Source organism: Blastococcus sp. LR1 (genome assembly GCF_020166105.1).
GTDB lineage: Bacteria > Actinomycetota > Actinomycetes > Mycobacteriales > Geodermatophilaceae > Blastococcus.
This window is the reverse complement of sequence record NZ_JAIUJY010000002.1, coordinates 436,662-458,315: the sequence shown is the minus strand read 5'-3', so window position 1 is coordinate 458,315 and position 21,654 is coordinate 436,662. Positions and strand designations below refer to the sequence as shown.

At 73.7% G+C, this 21,654-nt stretch carries 25 protein-coding genes and 1 pseudogene; 13 read left to right on the top strand and 13 right to left on the bottom strand.

The genetic code is table 11. The annotated features are described in order from the left end of the window. The first annotated feature begins 1 nt into the window (after position 1). Together LBW97_RS06855 and LBW97_RS06850 are read left to right on the top strand one after the other, a co-directional pair. Complete coding sequence (locus LBW97_RS06855; RefSeq protein WP_224498660.1) at positions 2-511, top strand: hypothetical protein; 510 nt, start codon at positions 2-4, stop codon at positions 509-511. A gap of 116 nt (positions 512-627) precedes the next feature. Continuing rightward, positions 628-855 carry a hypothetical protein gene (locus LBW97_RS06850; protein ID WP_224498659.1) on the top strand — a complete coding sequence of 76 codons (228 nt, stop codon included), beginning with the start codon at positions 628-630 and terminating at the stop codon, positions 853-855. Between the two features lie 56 nt (positions 856-911). Here the strand turns inward: LBW97_RS06850 and LBW97_RS06845 are convergent, their stop codons facing one another. Together LBW97_RS06845 and LBW97_RS06840 are read right to left on the bottom strand one after the other, a co-directional pair. Continuing rightward, positions 912-1,241, bottom strand: a complete 330-nt coding sequence (locus tag LBW97_RS06845; protein ID WP_224498658.1) for a hypothetical protein — start codon at positions 1,239-1,241, stop codon at positions 912-914. A gap of 49 nt (positions 1,242-1,290) precedes the next feature. Continuing rightward, positions 1,291-2,058, bottom strand: coding sequence for an endonuclease/exonuclease/phosphatase family protein (locus LBW97_RS06840; RefSeq protein WP_224498657.1), 768 nt, complete (start codon positions 2,056-2,058; stop codon positions 1,291-1,293). 78 nt (positions 2,059-2,136) lie between these two features. On the opposite strand from LBW97_RS06840, the gene LBW97_RS06835 reads away from it, so the two are divergent. Beyond that, on the top strand, positions 2,137-2,703 hold the full coding sequence (locus tag LBW97_RS06835) for a nucleotidyltransferase family protein (RefSeq protein WP_224498656.1): 567 nt from the start codon (positions 2,137-2,139) through the stop codon (positions 2,701-2,703). Here the strand turns inward: LBW97_RS06835 and LBW97_RS06830 are convergent. Next, complete coding sequence (locus LBW97_RS06830) at positions 2,696-3,007, bottom strand: DUF202 domain-containing protein (RefSeq protein WP_224498655.1); 312 nt, start codon at positions 3,005-3,007, stop codon at positions 2,696-2,698. The genes LBW97_RS06835 and LBW97_RS06830 overlap by 8 nt on opposite strands. A gap of 7 nt (positions 3,008-3,014) precedes the next feature. Further along, complete coding sequence (locus LBW97_RS06825) at positions 3,015-3,374, bottom strand: DUF202 domain-containing protein (RefSeq protein WP_224498654.1); 360 nt, start codon at positions 3,372-3,374, stop codon at positions 3,015-3,017. 137 nt (positions 3,375-3,511) lie between these two features. Between LBW97_RS06825 and LBW97_RS06820 the strand changes: the two are divergent. Further along, positions 3,512-3,694, top strand: a pseudogene (locus tag LBW97_RS06820) (cold-shock protein); the annotation flags it as partial. A 206-nt stretch (positions 3,695-3,900) separates the two neighbouring features. Here LBW97_RS06820 and LBW97_RS06815 read toward each other — a convergent pair. Together LBW97_RS06815 and LBW97_RS06810 are read right to left on the bottom strand one after the other, a co-directional pair. Then, positions 3,901-4,350: a DUF2771 family protein gene (locus tag LBW97_RS06815; RefSeq protein WP_224498653.1), complete on the bottom strand. Its 450-nt coding sequence runs from the start codon at positions 4,348-4,350 to the stop codon at positions 3,901-3,903. Continuing rightward, complete coding sequence (locus tag LBW97_RS06810; RefSeq protein WP_224498652.1) at positions 4,347-5,972, bottom strand: MFS transporter; 1,626 nt, start codon at positions 5,970-5,972, stop codon at positions 4,347-4,349. Before LBW97_RS06810 ends, LBW97_RS06815 begins: the two co-directional genes overlap by 4 nt. Positions 5,973-6,080: 108 nt before the next feature. Between LBW97_RS06810 and LBW97_RS06805 the strand changes: the two genes are divergently transcribed. After that, complete coding sequence (locus LBW97_RS06805) at positions 6,081-6,881, top strand: DUF3027 domain-containing protein (protein ID WP_374489528.1); 801 nt, start codon at positions 6,081-6,083, stop codon at positions 6,879-6,881. Between the two features lie 30 nt (positions 6,882-6,911). On the opposite strand, the gene LBW97_RS06800 is transcribed toward LBW97_RS06805, so the two are convergent. Both LBW97_RS06800 and LBW97_RS06795 read right to left on the bottom strand, forming a co-directional pair. Beyond that, entirely contained in the window at positions 6,912-8,150 is a 1,239-nt protein-coding gene (locus LBW97_RS06800) for a DUF222 domain-containing protein (protein ID WP_308010431.1), read from the bottom strand. A gap of 215 nt (positions 8,151-8,365) precedes the next feature. Then, entirely contained in the window at positions 8,366-8,593 is a 228-nt protein-coding gene (locus LBW97_RS06795; protein WP_224498650.1) for a DUF2530 domain-containing protein, read from the bottom strand. A gap of 116 nt (positions 8,594-8,709) precedes the next feature. Between LBW97_RS06795 and LBW97_RS06790 the strand changes: the two genes are divergently transcribed. From LBW97_RS06790 to thpR, 5 genes are read left to right on the top strand one after another with little or no spacing between them, the layout of a single operon-like run. Beyond that, positions 8,710-10,275 (top strand): NCS2 family permease, encoded by a 1,566-nt coding sequence (locus LBW97_RS06790; protein WP_224498649.1) that lies wholly within the window; start codon positions 8,710-8,712, stop codon positions 10,273-10,275. Positions 10,276-10,301: 26 nt separating this feature from the next. Beyond that, positions 10,302-10,739, top strand: coding sequence for a MarR family winged helix-turn-helix transcriptional regulator (locus LBW97_RS06785; protein WP_224498648.1), 438 nt, complete (start codon positions 10,302-10,304; stop codon positions 10,737-10,739). A gap of 47 nt (positions 10,740-10,786) precedes the next feature. Continuing rightward, on the top strand, positions 10,787-12,121 hold the full coding sequence (locus tag LBW97_RS06780; protein ID WP_224498647.1) for an MFS transporter: 1,335 nt from the start codon (positions 10,787-10,789) through the stop codon (positions 12,119-12,121). Between the two features lie 52 nt (positions 12,122-12,173). Beyond that, a complete protein-coding gene (locus LBW97_RS06775; RefSeq protein WP_224498646.1) occupies positions 12,174-12,560 on the top strand; it encodes a hypothetical protein in 387 nt (128 codons plus the stop codon). A gap of 11 nt (positions 12,561-12,571) precedes the next feature. Continuing rightward, positions 12,572-13,126: an RNA 2',3'-cyclic phosphodiesterase gene (gene thpR, locus LBW97_RS06770; protein WP_224498645.1), complete on the top strand. Its 555-nt coding sequence runs from the start codon at positions 12,572-12,574 to the stop codon at positions 13,124-13,126. Here thpR and LBW97_RS06765 read toward each other — a convergent pair. Continuing rightward, positions 13,107-14,075 (bottom strand): aldo/keto reductase, encoded by a 969-nt coding sequence (locus LBW97_RS06765; RefSeq protein ID WP_224498644.1) that lies wholly within the window; start codon positions 14,073-14,075, stop codon positions 13,107-13,109. The two genes, thpR and LBW97_RS06765, sit on opposite strands and share 20 nt — an antisense overlap. A gap of 27 nt (positions 14,076-14,102) precedes the next feature. Between LBW97_RS06765 and LBW97_RS06760 the strand changes: the two genes are divergently transcribed. Continuing rightward, positions 14,103-14,924: an acyl-CoA thioesterase II gene (locus LBW97_RS06760; RefSeq protein ID WP_224498643.1), complete on the top strand. Its 822-nt coding sequence runs from the start codon at positions 14,103-14,105 to the stop codon at positions 14,922-14,924. Beyond that, complete coding sequence (locus LBW97_RS06755; RefSeq protein WP_224498642.1) at positions 14,921-16,468, top strand: APC family permease; 1,548 nt, start codon at positions 14,921-14,923, stop codon at positions 16,466-16,468. Before LBW97_RS06760 ends, LBW97_RS06755 begins: the two co-directional genes overlap by 4 nt. Before the next feature lie 8 nt (positions 16,469-16,476). Here the strand turns inward: LBW97_RS06755 and LBW97_RS06750 are convergent, their stop codons facing one another. The 4 genes from LBW97_RS06750 to LBW97_RS06735 all read right to left on the bottom strand — a co-directional run bounded on the left by LBW97_RS06750 (position 16,477) and on the right by LBW97_RS06735 (position 20,728). Then, positions 16,477-17,028 carry a TetR family transcriptional regulator gene (locus tag LBW97_RS06750; RefSeq protein ID WP_224498641.1) on the bottom strand — a complete coding sequence of 184 codons (552 nt, stop codon included), beginning with the start codon at positions 17,026-17,028 and terminating at the stop codon, positions 16,477-16,479. A 65-nt stretch (positions 17,029-17,093) separates the two neighbouring features. Further along, on the bottom strand, positions 17,094-17,867 hold the full coding sequence (locus tag LBW97_RS06745) for an ABC transporter permease (RefSeq protein ID WP_224498640.1): 774 nt from the start codon (positions 17,865-17,867) through the stop codon (positions 17,094-17,096). Continuing rightward, positions 17,864-18,586 carry an ABC transporter ATP-binding protein gene (locus LBW97_RS06740; protein ID WP_224498639.1) on the bottom strand — a complete coding sequence of 241 codons (723 nt, stop codon included), beginning with the start codon at positions 18,584-18,586 and terminating at the stop codon, positions 17,864-17,866. The genes LBW97_RS06745 and LBW97_RS06740 overlap by 4 nt, the downstream gene beginning before the upstream one ends. 78 nt (positions 18,587-18,664) lie before the next feature. Next, the gene (locus LBW97_RS06735) at positions 18,665-20,728 is read right to left on the bottom strand and encodes a bifunctional diguanylate cyclase/phosphodiesterase (protein ID WP_224498638.1); all 2,064 of its coding nucleotides are present in this window, start codon (positions 20,726-20,728) and stop codon (positions 18,665-18,667) included. A gap of 115 nt (positions 20,729-20,843) precedes the next feature. On the opposite strand from LBW97_RS06735, the gene LBW97_RS06730 reads away from it, so the two are divergent. Continuing rightward, positions 20,844-21,650, top strand: a complete 807-nt coding sequence (locus LBW97_RS06730; protein WP_224498637.1) for an RNA methyltransferase — start codon at positions 20,844-20,846, stop codon at positions 21,648-21,650. The last annotated feature ends 4 nt before the right edge of the window (positions 21,651-21,654 follow it).

The window sequence follows — 21,654 nt, the reverse complement described above, 5'->3', positions numbered from 1 at the left end:
GATGCCAGCCGCCGCCGACGACCCGCGCACCCGCACCGCACTGGCCGCTCACCAGATGGGCGCGCTGCGCTGGCTGGGCGGCGGGGTGATCGCCGTCGTCCTGGGGATCCTGCTCGGCGTCGCCGCCGTCCAGGTGGCCGACAGCGGAGGTGGACGGCTGCCGGGCGCGGGCGTCGGAACCCTCGCGCTCGTCCTGGCCGGGGCAGCCGGGATCGGCGTCGGAGCTGGGGCGCTGCTGCGCACCCGCCGCTGGCGGCAGGGCCTGGCCACGACCTCCTGGCGGACCGGCACGCTGCGGGTGGCCGGCCCCGCGGTCATCTCCTTCGAGCCCTACGACGGCGAGGAGGTCCGGCTGCGGCTGCTGAGCACCGCCGTGTGGCGGACTCGAGCGGTGCAGGCGCTCGACGGCGCGACGGTCCAGGCGGCGCCGGTGGGTGGCGCCCAGTGGGTGCTGACCACAGAGGACGCGGCCACCGTCTACGGCGCCCGGACGGTTCCTCCCGGCCGCTGAACGACGATCCCGTCTCCTCCGCACGGGGCGGTGGCGTGCGGAGGCCGGGGCCGACGCGCGAAGATGGGGGAGACAGCGCACCGCACGGTGCGCACGGCACAGCACACGGAGGCGTCATGGCCAAGCGCAACGAGAAGCACGCGCACCTGGTGGAGCCCACCTGGGGCGAGTCCGAGGACGGCGGTCCGCCGCTCACCGAGCTCTCGGCGTCGGTCGCCGGCCCCCTGTCGCCGTTCGGCCAGGACCACGCCTTCCCGCTCCCGGCCGACCGCCTGCTCTACGCGCACCCGACGGACAAGCCCAACCGGGCGGGCGTGCAGCTGGCGGAGAACCGCAAGCACTGAGCACCTCGGTCGCCGGCGGCGCAGGCCGCCGGCGACCGATCAGGCGCGCGCCTCGATCAGGCGTCGGCCTTCTTGGAGGCGGGCGCCGGGGCGAGCTTGACGATCAGCTTGGAGATCAGGCTCCCGGCCACGACCCAGACCACCGCGGCGAGCCCGGCGTTGATCGTCTCGGCGATCTTCGGGTCCGAGGGCGTGAACAGGTCCTTCGTGAACCAGCCGAAGGAGTCGCGCCAGCCCGCGGCGAACTCCACCAGCCCGTTGGTCGGATTCGCCTCGAAGAGCACGAACAGCGCATGGATCACGATCACCGCGGCGATGACGGCGCACGCCACCCGCACGATGGTGGCGACGAGCGACAGGATGCTGGCTGTTGCGTTGCTGGCCATGCCGGAATGATGTCGTGATCGGGGTCACCGCGCGACCCGTCCCCGCGTGTCAGCCAGGTTCCACCCGGACGACCAGCGCGCGGTGGTCCGAGAGCGGCAGCCGCACGGCCTCGGCAGGGCCGGCCGCTCGCAGGTTTCCCCGCACCAGCACGTGGTCCAGCTGCCGCGCGGGACGCGGGGCGGGGAACGTCGCTCCGGTGGCGATGGACTCCATCCCGCTGTGCCGGACGGCCGCCTTCCGCTGCATGTTGAGGTCGCCCATCAGCACCAGCGGCTCGCGAGTGCCCTCGAGCGACCGCACCAAGGTGCGCAGCTGCCGGCCGTTCCACCGCGGGACGAAGGTCAGGTGGGTGTTGCAGACGGTGAACTGCCCGAACGGCCCGTCGAGGACGGCGGCGACGGCGACCCGCGGTTCGTCGTGCAGGAGGAAGGGACGCCGGCTGTCCGGCGACCACATGGGGACCCGCGCGTTCAAGGGGGCCATCCGGACCACCCGCCAGGAGACGACGGGATAGCGCGACAGCAGCGAGATGCCGTAGCTCGCCGCGCCGGGCTGCTCCTCCCCGGTGACGGCCATCCAGGTGCCACCGGGCGTTCCGGAGATCGCGGCGACGAACTGCGAGTGCTCCGCGCCCATCGCCTCCGCCGCGACCGCGGTGAGGTCCGCGCCCATGGAGCGGGGCTGGTCGCGGTCGACCTCCTGCAGGCCGAGGACGTCGGCGTCCAGGCTCTTCACGGCCGCGGCCAGCCGGTCGACGTCGACCCGGCCGTCGTCCAGCGAACGCCCGTGCAGGATGTTGAAGGTCGCGATGCGCACGAGCACCCTGTGCCCGCTGACCTGTGGATCTACCCCATCCCGCGCGTGCGCAGGGTGTTCCCGGGTAGCGGGCCCTCCGTGCAGCCCTCTCCCCGCGACCAGGTGCGCGACCTGCTGAAGCGGACCGCCGTGGCCCTCAAGCAGGGCGAGGTGCCCTTCGCGCTCTGCGGTGGTTACGCCGCCTGGGTGCGCGGCGCCCCCGAGCCCGACCACGACGCCGACTTCCTCGTGCCCGCGGCCGAGGCGGAGCGGGCCGCCAAGGCGTTGGCCGACGCCGGGCTGCAGGTGGTCGACCCGGCGGAGGACTGGCTGCTCAAGGTGATGCGCGACGACGTCTTCGTCGACGTGCTGTGGCGAACCTGCGGCCGGCCCACGGAGATCGACCTGGTCGAGCGGGCGGAGGTGCTGCCGGTCCTGTCGGTGCAGATGCCGGTGCTCGACCCGACCGACATCCTGATCACCAAGCTGATGGCGCTGGACGAGCACTACTGCGACTTCTCCCGGATGCTGCCGGTCGCGCGGGCGCTGCGGGAGCAGGTCGACTGGGCGCAGGTGGCCCGCGACGTGGCGGAGAACGACTTCGCCGTCGTCTTCCTGCAGCTGCTCGGCCGCCTTCAGATCGTGGCGGTCGACGAGGTCAGCTGAGCACGGCCACGGCGGCGGCCACCGCGGTGAGCAGGACCGTCGCGGTCACCGCGCGGGCCACCCAGGGATCACAGACGGCGCGGCCCCGCTCGACCCTGCCGCGCACCTGGCGGTAGCGCAGGGGGGCGAGCGCCCCGAGGACGGCGAGCCCGAGAAGTGCGACGGCCCCGGCGGCGACCAGCAGGGTGGGGCTCCCGATGTGCAACGCGCGGTGCCCGAGCAGACCCGCGACGGCCAGCACGCCCAGCCCGGTGCGCTGCCAGGCCAGCGCGGTGCGCTCCGGCTGGGTCTCGACGGCGGTCACCGGCCCGTCACCGCTGCAGCACCTCGACGCCCACCAGCACTCCCACGACGACCACCACAGCGGCCAGCGCGGCGGCGACGGCCGGGACGACCCCGCTCGCCGGCAGCGGCCGGCCGGCTCCGATCGCCTCCTCGTTGGCCCGCCACCGGCGGTAGCCGGCCAGCGCCGTCGCCAGCCCGAGGAGGACGAGCCCCAGCGCGACGGCGGCGCTGCCCCAGCGCACGCCCAGGTCCGGGGCGTAGGTGGCGACGGCGACGCCGCCGGCCACGAGCGCGAGACCTGTGCGCAGCCAGGCCAGCAGGGTGCGCTCGTTGGCGAGGGTGAACCGGTAGTCGGGGTGGTCGGGGGCGTCCGGGGTGGCGGGCACCCGGCCAGGGTAGGGACGCGCTTCGAAAAGGCAGGTCCGGGCGCAGCGGCGGGCGGTTAACCTGTGCGACGAGCGGCTCGGAGCCGCCGCCGTCACCCGGCCGCGCGCCGCGTCATCGAGGAACTGAGGGATCCACCGTGCCCACCGGCAGAGTCAAGTGGTTCAACGCGGAGAAGGGCTTCGGCTTCCTCTCCCGCGAGGACGGTCCCGACGTCTTCGTGCACAAGGACGCGCTCCCGGCCGGCACCGACCTCAAGCCGGGCCAGCGGGTGGAGTTCGGGATCGTCGCCGGGCGCCGGGGCGACCAGGCGCTGCAGGTCCGCCTGCTCGACCCGCTGCCGTCGGTCTCGGCGTCGGTCGCCGCGGCCAACCGGAAGAAGCCCGACGAGCTGGTCCCGATCGTCGAGGACCTCATCAAGCTGCTCGACGACGTCTCCGAGGGCCTCCGCCACGGCCGCTACCCCGACCGGCAGCACGCCAAGAAGGTCGGCTCCGTGCTGCGCGCGGTGGCGACCGACCTGGAGGGCTAGCCGCCGGCGCGGAGGAAGCCGACCGGCCACGCGCCGGTCCACTCGCCGCAGTCGCCGCCCTTGTCCTCGACCACCACGAGGTAGAAGGCCGGGGGGACGACGTCGGAGGAGTTGATCTCGGCGAAGGTCTCCGTGCCTTCGGGGACGTCGACCTCGCCGATCACCTCCTGGAGCTGGTCGTCGAACACCTGGACCTGCCAGCCGCTCTCGGCGACCGACTCGGGCACCGTGAGCGAGATGGCGGTGTCGGGGGAGACCTCGACGATCGGCGGCGTGATCTCGTAGCGCTGGGGGTCGCCGTCCAGGCAGAACTGCGTCGGCCGGGCGGTGATGTCCTGGCTGCCGGCCTGCGCGCGCACCTCGCCGGGGCCGTCGGGTTCCCCGGCGCAGCCGGACAGGCCGGCGGCGAGGCCGAGGGCGAGCAGGACGGACGCGGGTCTTCTCACGACCACGACGGTCCCACCGGCGTCGTCGGCGGTTCCGCGGAGCCCGTCGCCGGCGCGGCCGGGCGGCCGCGGTAGAGGGTCCAGAGCACCAGCCCCACGGCGACGGCGAGCAGCGCCGCAGCGACGGTGAAGCCGAGCCAGCCGGTCGGCGGGAGGGCGATGCCGAGCGCGCCGCCGACCACCCAGGCCAGCTGCAGCATCGTCTCCGAGCGTGCGAACGCCGAGGCGCGCAGGCGCTCGGGCACCTCCCGCTGGATGATCGCGTCGAGGGAGACCTTGCCGATGGCGTTGGCGACGGCGGAGACCCCGGCGACCAGGACGGCCATCCAGAAGCCGTAGAAGATCGCGGCGACGACGGTGACCGCCGCGGCAGCGGTGGCGGCGTAGAGCACGAGCTTGTCGGGCGCCGCGGTGTGCAGCCGGGAGCCGACGGCGGTGCCGGCGAAACTGCCTGCTCCGGCGGCCACGGCGAGCGAGCCGAGGGCGAGCGTCGCCTCCCAGCCATCGGCGAAGGTCGCCTGCACGAGGAACGCCGAGAAGATCGTGAGGAAGCCACCCAGCCCGCGGAGCGCGGCGTTCGCCCGCAGCGCGAGGACGACGTGCGGGCTCACCTGGCGGCGCTTCCCCGGCACCGGGATCTCCGCGGTGCGCAGGACATCGGCCGGCTCCTCGCCGGTCGGCACGTCCACGTGCGCCGGCAGCCGGACGGCGAGCACGCCGCCCGCGACGAAGACGGCGGCGGTGGCCCACAGCTCCCAGTCGAAGCCGATCAGCGCCGCCACGCCTGCGGCCAGCGCGCCGGCGACGCCGGCGGTGGCCAGCCCGAACACCGACAGGCGGGCGTTGGCAGAGGTCAGCGACATCGCGCCCGGCAGCACCCGGGGGACCACCGCCGCGCGCAGCACGTTGTGCGCCTTGGACAGCACGAGCACGCCGAGCGCGGCCGGGTAGAGCCAGAGGTCGTCGAAGTGCGCGGCCATGACCAGCGCCAGCACCGCACGGCCGAGGTGGCAGGCGGCCATCGCCCAGCGGCGGCCGCGTTGCAGCCGGTCGAGCGCGGGCCCGATGACCGGCGCGACGACGGCGAACGGGGCCATCGTCACCAGCAGGTAGAGGGCGACGTTGCCGCGCTGCGCGTCGGTGGTCGCGGCGAAGAAGAGGGTGCCGGCGAGCGAGACGGCGATCATCGCGTCGCCGGCCATGTGCAGGGCGTTGACCCAGAGCAGGTGGGTGAGCCCGCTCTCGCCGGCGCCGTCGGCGCGGCTGGCCGCCTTCACCCGGCGGGCGGCGGCGACGGTCAGCTGGCGGCTCCGGGCGGCGGCCACCCGCGTGACGGTGACCTTGGGGCTGCCCGGCAGCGGGGGAGTCGGCGTCGGCCCGGGGGCGGGAATGGTCGCCTCTGGTGCCGTCGCGTCGGGAGCCGGCGTCGGGCCGGGGGTCGGAATGGTCGTCGTCGGCCGGTCGTCACCCGGTGGCTGGGCGGCCGCGGACGGCATCGGCCGGGTCTGCGGCCGCGGAACGGCCACGGGCGCGGTGTCCACCCGGTCGGGGCCGACGGGGCTCCGTCGACCGGTCAGCCGGGAGCGCCGGGAAGCTCCGGGCGGACGGCGGGAAGCGGACACCTCCCCATGGTGCCGCACCGGCCTGGGAGTTCGGCCCCGACGCCCGTATCCCACCCGGAGGGACGCCGATGTGCCGCCGCGACCCCCGCGTCCGCCACAATGGGTGCCGTGTCCGAGTTCCCCGCCGCAGTCCGGCCCGCATCCGCCGCGGACTCCCCGCTGACCGCCGCGGTCGAGCCGGCCCGGGAGGCCGCGGTCGAGACGGCTGGGGATGCCGCCCTCGTGGGCGAGCACCTCGGCGCCGCCCCGGAGCCCGCCGCCGGGCCCGAGCTCGGCGAGGTGGTCACCCACACGTTCGCCAGCACGCTGCCCGGCTACGTCGGGTGGCACTGGGCGGTCACCCTCGCTCGTGTGCCCGGCGCGGACCGGGTCACGGTCGACGAGGTCGTCCTGCTCCCTGGCGACCAGGCGATCCTGGCGCCGGCCTGGGTGCCGTGGCACGAGCGGCTGCGTCCCGGCGACCTGTCGGTGGGCGACGTGCTGCCCTCGACCGAGGACGACATCCGGCTGGCGCCGTCCTACACCGTCGACGACGACTCCGCCGAGGACCCCGAGGGCCGCGTCGTCGCCTCGGAGCTCGGCCTGGGCCGCGAGCGCGTGATGTCCCGCGAGGGGCGGTCCGACGCCGTGGGTCGCTGGACGGCCGGCGAGTTCGGCCCGGCGGCTCCGATGGCCCGGCAGGCGCCCGGCCCGTGCGCCACCTGCGGTTTCTACCTGCCGCTGGCGGGTTCGCTGCGGCAGATGCTGGGTGTCTGCGGCAACGCCTACGCGCCGGCCGACGGTCGCGCGGTCACCGCCGACTACGGCTGCGGCGCGCACAGCCAGGCCACGCTCATGCCCGTCGACGACACCGAGGTCGTCAACTCGGCGCGCTACGACACCTCGGGACACGACGTCCTGACCGACTGACCGACTGACCGACTGCTCCCTTGGGGCCGGTCAGCCGGCGCGGGTGGTGACCGGTTCGTCGGTAATCCGCGGGAGGATCAGGATTTCGCTGCCGTCGGGTCGGTAGGTGTGCCATCGGCCGGATTCGTCGCGTTCGACCCTGAATCCGTGGTGGACCTTGGTGTGGTGGCGTTCGCACAGCAGGGCGAGGTTGTGCAGGTCGGTGTCGCCGCCGTGGGCCCAGTGGATGAGGTGGTGGGCCTCGCACCAGTGGGCGGGGGCGTCGCAGCCGGCGAAGACGCAGTGCTGGTCGCGGGCGGTGAGTGCGCGCCACAGGTGGGGCGGTACGACCCGGTGGCTGCGGCCCTGTTCGAGGGGTTGGCCTTCGGGGCCGATGACGATGCGGGTGACGTTGCCGTCGCAGGCCAGCCAGCGGGCGCGTGCGGCGGAGATCGTCGCGCCGAACCCGAGGTCGGCGGTCGCGTGGGCGGTGTCGGAGCCGACCAGGTCCTCGATCGGGATGGTGACCACGACGTGCGGCTTGAACGTGCGCATCGTCGGGAGGGCGCCGGCGGCGAGCTGGTTGTCGCACAGCTGCACCAGCGCGTCGGCGGACTGCTGGGCGCGGGTGCGCAGATCACCGGCGGGGCGTGAGGCCTGCAGGATCGACTCGATCGCGGCTTGGAACTTTTCCCCACCGACCGCGTCCAGTTCCCCGCGGAAGGACAGGCTGCCGTTGGGGTGCTTCGACATGGTCAGCGACCGCTGCTCGGTGGGATCGGGTTCGGGGCCGTCGGGATCCAGCCGGTCGAGGTAGTGGGAGACCGCCGTGCGCAGCTGCGGATGGAACTGGGTGCGGGCAACATCGGCGAGCAGCGCATCGACCGCGGCCGCATCCACGCCCTGCTCGGCGGCGGCCCTCAGGTTCTTCGGCGCGGCGGCCGGCGCGATCACCGACACCGCCTCAGCCGAGATCGCCCCTGCGGCGAACGCCGCAGCCACCGCGGGCAGGTGCTCCAGCGCCCGACCGTTGCGCACCACATGACCGGCCGCGGACTGCGACATCCGGGCGTGCCCACGCAACCAGGACGCCATCGACGCCTTCCCGTCGAACTCCGGCGCATCCGCGAGTTCGCACTGCCGCACCGTCCGCGCCACCTCCGCGGCGATCCGGTTCTGCAGCACCAGCAGCGGGCTCAGCCGCTCCAGCAACTGCGGACCGAACATGCCCTCCAGCCGCTCGCCCGAGAGCTCGTCGAGCAGCGACCCCAGCGCCTCCAGCTGCTGCACGACACCTCCCGGACGACTCGAACGTATGTACGAATCCTAGCCGAGATGGCCCGAGCGTGCAGCACGAATCCCCAGGTCAGAGGCCTGTCCACAGATCCGAGAAAGGTCTTGACGAGAGGAGCTGGCCAGCGCTCAGAAAGGTGGGCCGTGCTCGAGGCGGGGTTCGGCTGCGCAGGGGAGGCGGCGGCTCGGAGGGGTGCCGACCGGGCGCGGAATCAGTCCCGGTGGCGCGAGCGCGACTGGCCCTGCAGCCGCATGATCCACAGCCCGAGCACCGCCAGGCCGAGCGCGGCCACGCAGGTCCAGGTCCACATCCGGTCGACCCGGTCGCCGAGGATCAGCAGGACGACGAGGGCCACCGCCCACGCCGCCATCCCTGCCAGCACGACGCGGGCAGTGTCGATCTGCAGCGGGGGAGGAGCCTGCTTCAGGGGACCGGGCACGGACGAACCCTAGATTGCGGGCGGGTCACGGAGGACGCTGCCCGGTCCGGCGCGTGTGGCGCGTGTGGCACGCTGTCGCCGCTCGTTGGCCGCCCGCACCGTCCCGGAGAGTCCGCATGCCCCAGCAGTCCAGTTCCTCCGGCGGCGCCAGCGCCTCGGGTGCCCCGCGCGCCGACGGTGACACCCCTGCCGACGTCGCGGCCGGCACGCCGACGCCGCGTCGCAGCGCGGGCCCGCAGGTCAAGCCGAAGAACGGCCTGGACCGCTACTTCGAGATCAGCGCCCGCCGCTCGACGATGACCCGTGAGCTCCGCGGTGGCCTCACCACCTTCTTCACGATGGCCTACATCGTGGTGCTCAACCCGATCATCCTGACGAGCATCGCCGGCCCCGACGGCACGCCGGGTGCCGACGTCGAGGGCACGGTCCTCCCGTTCGGCTCCATCGCCGCCGTGACCGCCCTGCTGGCCGGCGTCCTGACGATCCTCATGGGCATCGTCGGCCGCTACCCCTTCGCGCTGGCCACCGGCCTGGGCATCAACGCGCTGGTCGCCGTCTTCGCGGCCACCCAGCTCTCCTGGCCCGAGATCATGGGCCTGGTCGTGCTCGAGGGCCTGCTGATCACCGTCCTGGTGCTCACCGGCTTCCGCAAGGCCGTGTTCGAGGCCATCCCGCCGCAGCTGAAGACGGCCATCGCCGTCGGCATCGGCTTCTTCCTCGCCATCATCGGCCTGGCCGACGCCGGGGTCATCCGCCCGGGCACCCCGCTGATCAGCTTCGGCGTCGGTGGCCAGCTGGCCGGCTGGCCGCTGCTCGTCTTCGTCGTCGGCCTGCTGCTCAGTGCCGTGCTCGTGGTGCGCAAGGTCAAGGGCGCGCTGCTCATCGGCATCGTCGTGACGACGGTGCTGGCGATCATCGTCGAGGCGATCGCCGACATCGGCCCCAAGTTCGGCGACGACGGCTCGGTGAACGACCGCGCCTGGGCGCTGCAGGTGCCCGAGCTGCCGGAGGACGTCATCGGCAGCCCCGACCTGTCGCTGCTCGGCAACTTCTCGCTGTTCGGCGGCTTCGAGCGGATCGGCATCATCGCCGCGCTGCTCATCGTCTTCTCGATCATGATCGCCGACTTCTTCGACACCGTCGGCACGGTCACCGCCGTCGGCGCCGAGGGCGACATGCTCGACAAGGACCGCAACCTGCCGAAGTCCCAGCCCGTCCTGCTGGTCGACTCGATCGCCGCCGCGGCCGGTGGCGCGGGCAGCGTCTCGTCGAACACGACCTACATCGAGAGCACCGCCGGTGTCGCCGACGGCGCCCGGACCGGCCTGGCCAGCGTCGTCACCGGACTGCTGTTCCTGGTCGCGGTCTTCTTCACCCCGCTGGTGGCCGTGGTGCCCTCCGAGGCGGCGGCACCTGCGCTGGTCATCGTCGGCGCGCTGATGATCAGCCAGATCAGGAACCTGGTCTGGGACGACATGTCCCTGGTCATCCCGGCGTTCCTGACCATCGCCCTGATGCCGTTCACCTACTCGATCACCAACGGGATCGGCGCCGGCGTCGTCAGCTTCGTGCTGCTGCGGGTGGCCGTCGGGCGGCGCCGCGAGATCCACCCGCTCATGTGGGTCGTCGCGATCATGTTCCTCGTCTACTTCGCGCTGGAGCCGCTGCAGCAGCTGTTCTGACCCACTGCTGAGCTAGGCTAACGATCGTGCGCCGGACGACGCTCGACACGGCCGCGCTCTCCCACGAGCTGCGGCTCTCGGTCATGCGGTTGTCCCGCAGGCTGCGCAACCAGCGCGTGGACACCTCGGTCACGCTCACCCAGCTGGCGGCGCTGTCGTCCCTCAAGCGCCACGGCCCGATGAGCCCGGGGGAGCTGGCCGCCCACGAGCGCGTCCAGCCTCCGTCGATGACCCGGGTCGTCGGGGCGCTGGAGAGCGCCGGCCTGGTCAGCCGTACCCCGCACCCGACCGACGGGCGTCAGGTCGTTCTCGACCTGACGCCCTCGGCCGAGGAGCTGCTCGAGGCCGAGGCCCGGGCGAGGGAGGCCTGGCTGGCCGGCCGGCTCCAGGAGCTCACCCCGGAGGAGCGCGCCGTCCTGCGCGAGGCCGCCGGGATCATGGACGCGCTGGCCAGTGGTGGGTGACCTGCACGAGCACTGACCAACGGACGGCGGCCGATCCGGGGAACGGCATGTTCCGGGCGCTCCGGGTCCGGAACTACCGGCGCTACGCGTCCGCGAACCTGCTGAGCCTGACCGGTACCTGGATGCAGCGCATCGGCCAGGACTGGCTGGTGCTGCAGCTCTCCGACGACAGCGGGATCGCCCTCGGCCTCATCACCGCGCTGCAGTTCGGCCCGTCGCTGCTGCTCAGCATGTACGGCGGTGTCCTGGCCGACCGCTATCCCAAGCGCCGGCTGCTGCTGATGACCCAGGTGCTCATGGGCCTGCTCTCGCTGGTCCTGGGCGTGCTCGTGGCCACCGAGGCGGTCGAGCTCTGGCACGTCTTCGTGCTCGCCGGCGGACTGGGTGCGGTCTCGGCCGTCGACGCCCCGGTGCGCCAGGCGTTCGTCTCGGAGATGGTCGGCCCGGCGCTGCTCACCAACGCCGTCAGCCTCAACTCGACGATCTTCAACGGCGCGCGGCTGGTGGGCCCGGCGCTGGCCGGGCTGCTGATCGCCGCGGCCGGCGGCGACACGGCTCCGGCCTTCTTCCTCAACGCGGTCAGCTTCGCCTTCACCATCACCGCGCTGGCCGGGATGCGCACCGAGGAGCTGCGACCCAGCAAGCCGGTCGCCCGCGGGCGCGGCCAGCTGCGGGAGGGGCTGGCCTACACGTGGGCGCACCCCGACCTGGTGCTCGCGATGGCGCTCGCCTTCGTCCTGGGCACCTTCGGCTTCAACTACCAGGTCACGATCGCGCTGATGGCCCGCGAGACCTTCGACCTGGGCGCCGAGGCGTTCGGGCTGCTCTCGACATTCTTCGCCGTCGGCTCCCTGTCGGGGGCGCTGCTCTCCACCCGGCGCAGCGTCCGCCCCCGGCAACGGTTCCTCGTGGGTTCGGCGGTGGTCTTCGGGCTGTTCACCGTCGTCGCCGGGCTCATGCCGACGTACGCCAGCTTCGCCCTCCTGCTGATCCCCACCGGAGCCGCCGCGCTGGTGTTCAGCGTGGCCACCAACAGCTTCGTGCAGCTCGGCGTCGACCCGCAGATGCGCGGGCGGGTGATGGCGCTCTACTTCATGTGCTTCATGGGCGGAACTCCGGTCGGCGCGCCCCTGGTGGGCTGGATCTCCGAGCACCTCGGTGCCCCGTGGGGGCTCATCCTCGGCGGCGCCGTCTGCGTCGTCGCGGGCCTGGGCGCGGCGGTGTTCCTCTCCCGGCACCGGTCGGTCCGGCTCGAGCTGCGGCGCTCGCCGCTGCGGGTCCGGCTGCGGGTGGGTGAGCGCCGGGACGCCGTCCCGGCGCCGCAGCTGCGTGCGGCGGAGGAGACCCTCGCCGAGCGGGCGCCGGGCCAGCAGTCGGTCTGAGCCGCGGGTACCTTCGGCGTCGCCGGTTCCACACCCGCACTGGGGGCGCGCCATGGCCACCGCACTGGTCCAGCTCGTGCTCCTGCTGGCGCTGTTCGCCGGGCTGGTCGCCTTCGCCGGCCCCGTCGCCCGGTGGGCCGGGAGCCGGCTGGCCCGCCGGAGGGCGGTGCGGCACCCGGTCCCGGCCGTCCGGCCGCTGGAGAACGTCGCCGCCGATCTCCGCCGGCTGGGCCGGCAGGTGGAGTTCGCCCCCGCGGGCGTCCCGATGGCCCGGCGTCGAGCGGTACGGGCCGCCTACGACGACGTGCTGACCGAGGCGGCGGGCATCCTGGGCGTGTCGACGTCGCTCCCCGAGCTGGAGGAGGGGCGCCGCCGGGACGTCGAACGGCTGCGCGTGACCGCCTCGCTGCGGGCCGCCGGGCTCCAGGTGCCGGTCTGAGCACCCGTCGGGTGTTCTTCGCGATCGTTCCGCCCGAGCCCGCGCGGCAGGACCTGACCGAGGCGCTGGCCTCGGTGCGCGACCTGCCCGGCGCTCCGCGATGGGGGAGGCCGGAGCGCTGGCACCTGACGCTGCTCTTCCTCGCCCAGGTGCCCGAGGAGCTCGTCCCCGCCCTGGTCGCCGCGGCCGGACCGGCCGTGACCGCGGCGCCGCCGATGCTCCTGCGGCTGGCCGGTGGCGGGCGGTTCGGCTCGGTCCGCCGTCCGCAGGTGGCCTGGGCAGGTGTCGACGGCGACGTCGTCCCCCTCGGAGCGCTCGCCGGCCGGCTGGCCGACGTCGCTCGGGAGCTCGGGCTGCCGGTCGAGGACCGGGCCTTCCAGCCGCACCTGACCCTCGGCCGCTGGAAGCCCGGGCGCCCCGCCGACGGCACGCTGCCCGACCGGCTCGCCGGCTACCGCGGACCGGAGTGGCCGGTGGCCGAGGTGCAGCTGCTGGAGAGCCGGCTGGGCGGCCGGGCGCCCTACGACGTCGTGACCAGCTGGCCCGTCACCACGCGTACTCCATAGGAGCGGCCTTGTAGCCGGGGAAGATCTCGTCGAGCCGGGTCAGCGTCGCGTCGTCCAGTTCGATCTCCAGCGCGCGCAGGCCGCCCTCGAGCTGCTCCATCGTGCGCGGCCCGACGATCGGCGCCGTCACCGCCGGCTGGTGCAGCAGCCAGGCCACGCCGACGTCGGCCGGCGCGTGCCCGAGGTCGCGGCACAGCGCCTCGTAGGCCTCCAGTGCGGGGCGGTGCTTCTCCACCCGCTCCTGCGTGCGCGCGTCACCGCGCCGTCCGCCCTCGGCCTTCTCCAGCACGCCGCCGAGGAGGCCGCCGGCCAGCGGGCTCCACGGCAGGATCCCGACGCCGTGGTGCGACGCCGCGGGAAGCACCTCGAGCTCCACGAGCCGGGTGAGCAGGTTGTAGTGCGACTGCTCGCTGACCAGTCCGGTGAAGTTCCGGCGGGCGGCGACGGCGTTGGCCTCGACGATCTGCCAGGCGGCGTGGTTCGACGAGCCGACGTAGAGCACCTTGCCCTGGGCGACGAGCGTCTCGCAGGCCTGCCAGATCTCGTCCCACGGCGTCTCCAGGTCGACGTGGTGGAACTGGTAGAGGTCGATCCAGTCGGTGCCCATCCGCCGCAGCGACCCCTCGCAGGCGCGCACGATGTTGCGGGCGGACAGGAAGGTGTCGTTCGGCCAGTCCGACATCCCGCCGTAGACCTTGGTGGCCAGCACCGTCTTCTCCCGGCGCTCCCCGCCCTGGGCGAACCAGCTGCCGAGCACCTCCTCGGTGCGGCCCTTGCCGGCGTCGAAGCCGTAGACGTTCGCCGTGTCGAAGAAGTTGACCCCCTCGGCCAGCGCCCGGTCCATGATCGTGTGCGACTCGGCCTCCTCGGTCTTCCAGCCGAAGTTCATGGTGCCCAGGCAGAGCCGGGACACCTGCAGGCCGCTGCTGCCGAGGTGCGTGTAGTCCATGTGGATCACCCTGGCACCCTGTGCCCCGTGTCGCAGAACGATGAGACCTCCGCCTTCGACCTCGCCACCGCCGTGCGGCGGGCGGAGGGGTCCGCGCTCCAGGTCGACCTCGACCCCACCTGGGACGTCGGCAACGGCATCCTGAACGGGGGTTACCTGCTGGCCACGGCCGGGCGGGCGGCCGTGCTGGAGAGCCCGCACGAGCACCCCGTCGCGATGTCGGCCAGCTACCTGCGCGCCGGCGCGGGCGGCCCCGCGACCCTCGCCGTGACGCCCGGCCCGGCCGGCCGGACGCTCGCCCACTCCCTGGTCACGCTCGCCGACGACGGCGGCCCGGTGATCACCGTGCAGGCGACGACGGCGACGCTCGTCGAGGGCCCGTCGGAGTACTCCTCGCCGATGCCCGACGTGCCCGGGCCCGACCAGTGCCTGGACATGGCGGCCAACGCGCACCTGGCCGCGGTTCCGATCCAGCTGCCCGGGCTGACCCGGCACGTGGAGAGCCGGCTGGACCCGGCGACGGCGATGTGGGCGCTGGGCCGGCCCTCGGAGGACCCGGTGCTGCGGGCGTGGGTGCGGTTCGCCGACGGCCGCCCCGCGGACCCGCTGTCGCTCCTGCTGTTCGCCGACGTCCTGCCGCCCACCAGCTTCGCCACCGGCCGGATGGGCTGGGCGCCCACGGTGCAGCTGCAGGTCCTCGTGCGGGCGCTGCCCGCGCCCGGCTGGTGCCTGGTCGAGGCGCGCGCGAGCGAGATCGCCGGCGGCTGGAGCGACGAGGACTACCGGATCTGGGACTCCACCGGCCGCCTGGTCGCGCAGAGCCGGCAGCTCGCCCGGACCGCCCGATGAGCGCCGACGTCGCGCCCGCGGGTGCCCAGCACGACGGCGACTCCCTGGCCGGGTTCGGCTACAAGCAGCAGCTGGACCGCAGCCTCGGCCGGTTCTCCAGCTTCGCCGCCGGCGTCAGCTACATCTCCATCCTCACCGGCACGTTCCAGCTCTTCTACTTCGGCTTCGGCGCCGGGGGGCCGGCCTACGTCTGGTCCTGGCCGATCGTGTTCGTGGGCCAGCTCATGGTGGCGCTGTGCTTCGCGGAGCTGGCGGCGCGCTACCCGGTGGCCGGCTCGCTCTACAACTGGACCAAGCGCCTGGGCAACCGCACCACCGCCTGGATGGCCGGCTGGATGATGCTCACGGCCTCGATCGTGACGCTCGCGGCGACGGTGCTGGCCTACCAGATCACGCTGCCCCAGCTGTGGTCCGGCTTCCAGATCGTCGGCGACGGCACCGGCCCCTACGACTACGCGGTCAACGCTGTGATCCTGGGCAGCGCGCTCATCGTCTTCACCACGCTGGTGAACGTGTTCGGCGTGAAGCTCATGGCCCGCATCAACAGCACCGGCGTCTTCATCGAGCTCATCGCCGCGGTGCTGATCATCGTGCTGCTCGCCGCGCACGCCACCCGCGGTCCCGACGTCGTCCTCGACACGGCGGGTGCGGGGGAGGGTCAGGACCTGGGCTACCTGGGTGCCTTCCTCATCGCCGCGCTGGCCTCCGGCTACGTGATGTACGGCTTCGACACCGCCAGCTCGCTCGGTGAGGAGACCGTCGATGCCCGCCGCACCGCCCCGCGCGCCATCATCCGGGCGATCACGGCGTCCTTCGTGCTCGGCGGCCTGATCCTGCTCTTCGGCCTGATGGCGGTGGAGAACATCCGCGACCCGCAGCTCGCGTCGAGCACCGGCGGCCTGCAGTACGTGCTGCTGCAGGCGGCGGGCAGCGGCATCGGCCGGATCTTCCTGCTCGCGATCGTCGTCGCGATCACCGTCTGCTGCCTGGCGGTGCACACCGCCACCATCCGGATGATGTTCGGGATGGCGCGGGACAACAACCTGCCCGGCTCGGCGCGGCTGGCCAAGGTGCACCCACGCTTCAAGACGCCGGTCGTCCCCGCCGTCGTCATCGGGCTGCTGTCGATCAGCATCCTGCTGATCAACATCCGGCAGCCGCAGATCTTCACGGTCATCACGAGCATCGCCGTCGTGATGATCTACCTCGCCTACCTGCTGGTCACCGTGCCGATGCTGATCAGCCGGCTCCGCGGCCGCTGGCCCGTGGCGGATGACGGCGAGCGGCACTTCTCGCTCGGTCGCTGGGGGCTGCCGGTGAACGTGCTCGCGGTCCTGTGGGGCGCGGGCATGGCGATCAACCTGGGCTGGCCGCGGCGGGAGGTCTACAACGCCACCGAGCCGTACCACTGGTACCTGCAGTGGGGCGCGGTGCTCTTCATCGGGGCGATCGCGCTGACCGGGCTGGCGTACTACCGGCTCCGTCAGCGGCACCGCACCGGCGTGCTGCCCGACCACGCGGCGGCCGTTCCCGCGGAGGCCTGACCGGCGGGTCAGCCCGGCAGGGCGACGTCGCCGGTGAGGTAGCGCTGGACCGAGGGGCCGATCGCGGCGACGAGCTCGTCGCGGTCGGCCGACGCCAGCGGCTCGATCCGCAGCACGTAGCGCCCGACGACCAGCCCGATGAGCTGCGAGGCGGCCAGGCCTCCGCGGATCTCCGCCTCGCCGGGCGGCAGGTCCAGGGTGGCCAGCACCCGGCGGAGCACCTGGGTCACCAGGAACTCGCGGAGCAGCTTGGCGGTCCACTCGTTGCCGACGGCGGAGCGCACCAGGGCCAGCCCGGCGGCCTGCGCGGGACCGTCCCAGACGGTGAGCAGGGTGCGGACGACGCCCGCGCCGACGTGCTCGGGCCCGGCCGCGAGCAGCTCCGGCAGGAGCTCGCCCGGGTCGGCCGGCGCCTCGATCGCGGCGAGGAAGAGCTGGTCCTTGCTGCCGAAGTAGTGGTGCACGAGCGCGGGGTCGACACCTGCCGACGTGGCGATCTGCCGGATGGTCGCGCCGTCGAACCCCCGCTCGGCGAAGGCCTCGCGGGCTGCTGCCAGCACGGCGTCCCGGGTGTCGGGGCTGCCGGGACGCCGCCCGGTCCGCCGGCGCGGCTGCTCGCTGGTGCTCAGTCGGTCCTCCTCCGCAGGGTCGCCGCCGCGAGCGCGAGGGCGAGCAGGGCCGCGCCGGCCACGATGCCGACGTCGGTCCACATCGTGCCCGTCGCCTCCACCGAGCGACCCACCTCCCGCAGCGCCTCGACCGCGTAGGTCAGGGGGAGGACGTCGCTGACGGCCTGCAGCCAGCCCGCCATCTGCTCGCGCGGGACCAGCAGCCCGCAGAGGAAGAACTGTGGCAGCACGATCACGGGCATGAACTGCACCGCCTGGAACTCGCTGCGGGCGAAGGCGCTGGCCAGCAGGCCCAGGGCGACGCCGAGCACCGCGTCGACGACGGCGATGAGCACCACGAGCCCGACCGAGCCGGCGACGTCCAGGTCGTAGAGCGTGGTCGCCACCGTGACGGTGACCGCCGCCTGCAGCGCCGCGGCGAGGCCGAACGCCAGACCGTAGCCGAGCAGCAGGTCCAGCCGGGACAGCGGGGTGCTGAGCAGCCGCTCGAGGGTGCCCGACGTGCGTTCGCGCAGCATCGCGATGCTGGTGACCAGGAACATCACCACGAAGGGGAAGACGCCGAGCATCGTCAGCCCGACCCGGTCGAAGACGTCCGGCTGCCCGGGAACGGGAGGCACGTCCTGCCACAGCAGGTAGAGCAGGCCGAGCAGCAGGCTGGGCAGCACGAGCAGCATCGCGATCGTGCGGTGGTCGTGCCGCAGCTGGCGCAGCACGCGCACCGCGGTCGTCGTGGTCAGGCGGGGGCTCAGGTGGGTCGCGGTGCTCATCGGGCCATCTCCTGCGCGCTCGCGCGGACGACGTTCAGGAACGCCTCCTCGAGGTCGTCGGAGCGGCCGTCGGTGCGCAGCCGCCCCGGCGTGGTGTCGGCGAGCAGGGCGCCGTCGCGGAGGAGCAGCAGCCGGTCGCACCGGGCGGCCTCGTCCATGACGTGGCTGGAGACGAGCAGCGTCGTCCCGGCCGCGGCGAGGCCGGAGAAGCGCTCCCAGAGCTCGACCCGCAGCACCGGGTCCAGGCCCACGGTCGGTTCGTCAAGCACCAGCACCTCGGGTTCGCCGACGAGCGCGCAGGCCAGCGACGCGCGGCCCCGCTGGCCGCCGGAGAGGTCGCCGACCAGCTGACCGGCGGCCTCGCCGAGCCCGACGTCGGCGATCGCGGCGTCGGCCTCGCGCGCCCCTCTGCCGTAGAGCGCGGCGAAGTAGCGCGCGTTCTCCCGCACGGTGAGGTCGGCGTAGACGCTGGGGGACTGGGTCACGTAGCCGACCCGGTCGCGCAGGGCGGGGGAGCCGGCGGGATGCCCGAGGACGGTCACCGTGCCCGACCGGATCCGCTGCACGCCGACGATCGCCCGCAGCAGCGTGCTCTTCCCGCTGCCGCTCGGTCCGAGCAGGCCGGTGACCTGGCCCTCCGGCACGGCGAAGCTCAGGCCGGGGAGCACCCGGCGCCTGCCTCGGTCGACGACGAGATCGCTGACGGTGACGACGTCCATGACGCGCTCCCAGAATTCACCGGTTAATGAACTCAACGCTAGATGAGTTCGGTGACCGGTGTCAACGCCGGCTGCGCGTCAGCTCCGGATGGCGGGAGCCGGGAGGTGGTCCCGCAGCCAGCAGGTGAGCTCCTCGGCCGGCCGGGGCGCGGTGTAGAGGTAGCCCTGGCCCACGTCGCACCGCAGGTCGGCGAGCGCCGCGGCCGTGGCCGGGTCCTCGACGCCCTCGGCGACGACCGTGAGGCCCAGTTCCCGCCCGAGGTCGATCACGGAGCGTACGAGCGCTGCGTCGCCGGGCGACCTGGTCATCTCGGCGATGTAGCTGCGGTCGATCTTGAGCTCGTTCACGGGCAGCAACTTCAGGTGGCCCATCGAGGAGTAGCCGGTGCCGAAGTCGTCGATCGAGAGCCGCACACCCGCGGCGTGCAGCCGCTCGAGCACCTGCCTGGCGGCCTCGGGCTCGGTCAGCAGGGCGCTCTCGGTGAGCTCCAGCTGCAGGAGCTCGGCCGGCACCCCGTGCGCCGCCAGCCGGCTGAGCACGCGGTCGGGGAGCCCGGGCAGGTGGACCGACCGTGCGGAGAGGTTCACCGCGACCGGGACGGCGAGGCCCTCGTCGGCCCAGGCCCGGGCCTGGGCGAGCGCGAGGTCGAGCACCCGGTCGGTCAGCGGCTCGATGAGCCCGGTCCGCTCGACCGCCGGCAGGAACTCGGCGGGGGACAGCAGCCCGCGGTCGGCGTGGACCCAGCGGACTAGGGCCTCGACGCCCACCACGCACCCGGTCTCCAGGGACACCTGCGGCTGGTAGTGGAGCACGAGGTGCCCCTCGGCGAGCGCGCGGCGGAACTCGGTGAGCAGCACCAGCCGGCCGCGGTCGTGGCCGTCCGCGGTGGGGTCGTAGACCTCCACGCCGGACTGCCGCTCCTTGGCGGTGTACATGGCGATGTCGGCCCGCCGCAGGAGCGCGTCGACGTCGGTGGGGCCGTCGTCGGACACGGCGACGCCGAGGCTGGCGTCGACGTCGAGCACCAGACCGTCGACCAGGAACGGCTCGCCCAGGGCGGTGCGGATCCGCCCGGCCACCGCCCGCGCCCCGGTCGGGCTCATCTCGGGCAGCACCAGCAGGAACTCGTCGCCGCCGAGGCGGGCGACCAGGTCGACGTCGCGCACCAGCGGGTGCAGCCGCGGCCCGATCTGGGCGAGCAGGCGGTCGCCGTAGCCGTGGCCGAGCGTGTCGTTGACCTCCTTGAACCGGTCGAGGTCCAGGAGGATCACCGCCACCTGGGCGTTCCCCCGCCGCACGGCCAGCAGCTCGGCGCCGTGCGCCAGGGCGGCCGCCCGGTTGGGCAGCGAGGTCAGCTCGTCGTGCGTGGCCTGGTGGGTGAGCTGCTGCTGCAGCTCCATGCGCTCGGTGACGTCGCGGGCGCTCAGCAGCACCGCGCCGATCACCGGATCGGTGCGACGGTCGGAGCTGGTGACCTCCAGGTACCGCCAGCCGCCGTCGCGGTGCCGGACGCGCAGGACGAGGACCTGCGGCAGTCCGTCGGAGGAGAGGTCGAACCCGGTGCCGCCCTCGCCCATGAGCAGGGGCAGGTCGTCGGAGTGGATGAGGTGCTGGGGAGGGGCCCCGAGGAGGTCCTCGGCGGGCCAGCCGAGCAGTTCGCGCACCGAGTCGGAGACGAAGGAGATCTGCCCGGACGGGTCGATCAGCAGGATGACGTCGCTGGTGGAGTGCACGACGGAGCGGAACCGGCGCTCACGGTCGAGCGCGGCCAGCATCGCGTTGAACGCGACCGCGGTGCGCGCCAGGTCGTCGGGTGCGCCCACCGGGAGCACCAGGTCGGCCCGGGGGAGCGGGCTCGAGGAGCCGGCCGCCAGGGGCGAGCCCACCGTCTCGGCCACGTCGGTCAGGCGCGTGGCGAGCAGCCGCAGCCGGGTGCCGATCACGCGGCGGGTGAGCAGCCAGTTGGCGGCGCCCAGCACCAGCCCGGCACCGAGGCAGGCGAGGCGGAACGCAGGCGCGCGGGTGTACTCGGCCGGGACCTGGAGCAGCTCGGCGAAGTACGGGAAGACGGCGCCGACGCAGACCCCGAGCGCGGCCATGCCGAAGGCCAGCCGGGTGAAGACGCCCCAGCCGGCACTCACCTCCGGGACCGTCGCCCGCATTCCTGGCATGGCAAGGAGATCGGCAGCACCCGCGGGAGGCTTGAATCCCGGTCCCCCGCGGGAGGGGGAGCGGGGCACCGGCACAATTCCCGTCGTGCCCGCCCCCGTCGTCATCACCGACCCCGCCGACCCGCGGGTGGCCGACTTTCGCGACCTCAAGGCCGGTGACCGGCCGGAGGGCACCCCGCGGTGGGGCGGACCCGTCATCGTCGAGGGCGTCTCCGCCGTCCAGCGGCTGCTGGCCTCGCCCTACCGGATCCGGGCCGTGCTCGGCGTGCCGGGACGCGTGGCGGCGCTCGACCTGCCCGACGACGTGCCCGCCTACGAGGCGGACAAGTGGCTGCTGTCGGAGGTGATCGGCTTCCGGCTCACCCGCGGGGTGATCGCCTCCGCCGACCGCAGGCCACCGGCCGACCTCGACGAGCTGCTGGCCGGCCCGGACCCTGCGGCGCCGCGCCGGCTCGCCGTGCTCGAAGGCCTCAACGACGCGGAGAACCTCGGCTCGATCGCCCGCTCCGCGCTCGCGCTGGGCATCGACGGACTCCTGCTCGACCCCCGCTGCGCCGACCCGTTCTACCGGCGGTCGGTCCGCGTCTCGATGGGGCACATCCTGGCGCTGCCGTTCACCGTGCTCTCGGACTGGCCGGCCGACCTCGGCCGGGTGCACGACGCCGGGTACACCACGGTGGCGCTCACTCCGGCGGCCGACGCCGTCGACCTGACCGACGTCGACCCGGTCGCGCACCCGCGCACGGCGGTGCTGCTCGGCGCCGAGGGGCCGGGGCTCACCCCCGAGGCGCAGCAGGCCGCGACGGTGCGCGCCCGCATCCCGATGCGCCCGGGGGTGGACTCGCTCGGCGTGGCCGCCGCGGCGGCCGTCGCCTTCGCGACCCTCAGGTAGGCCT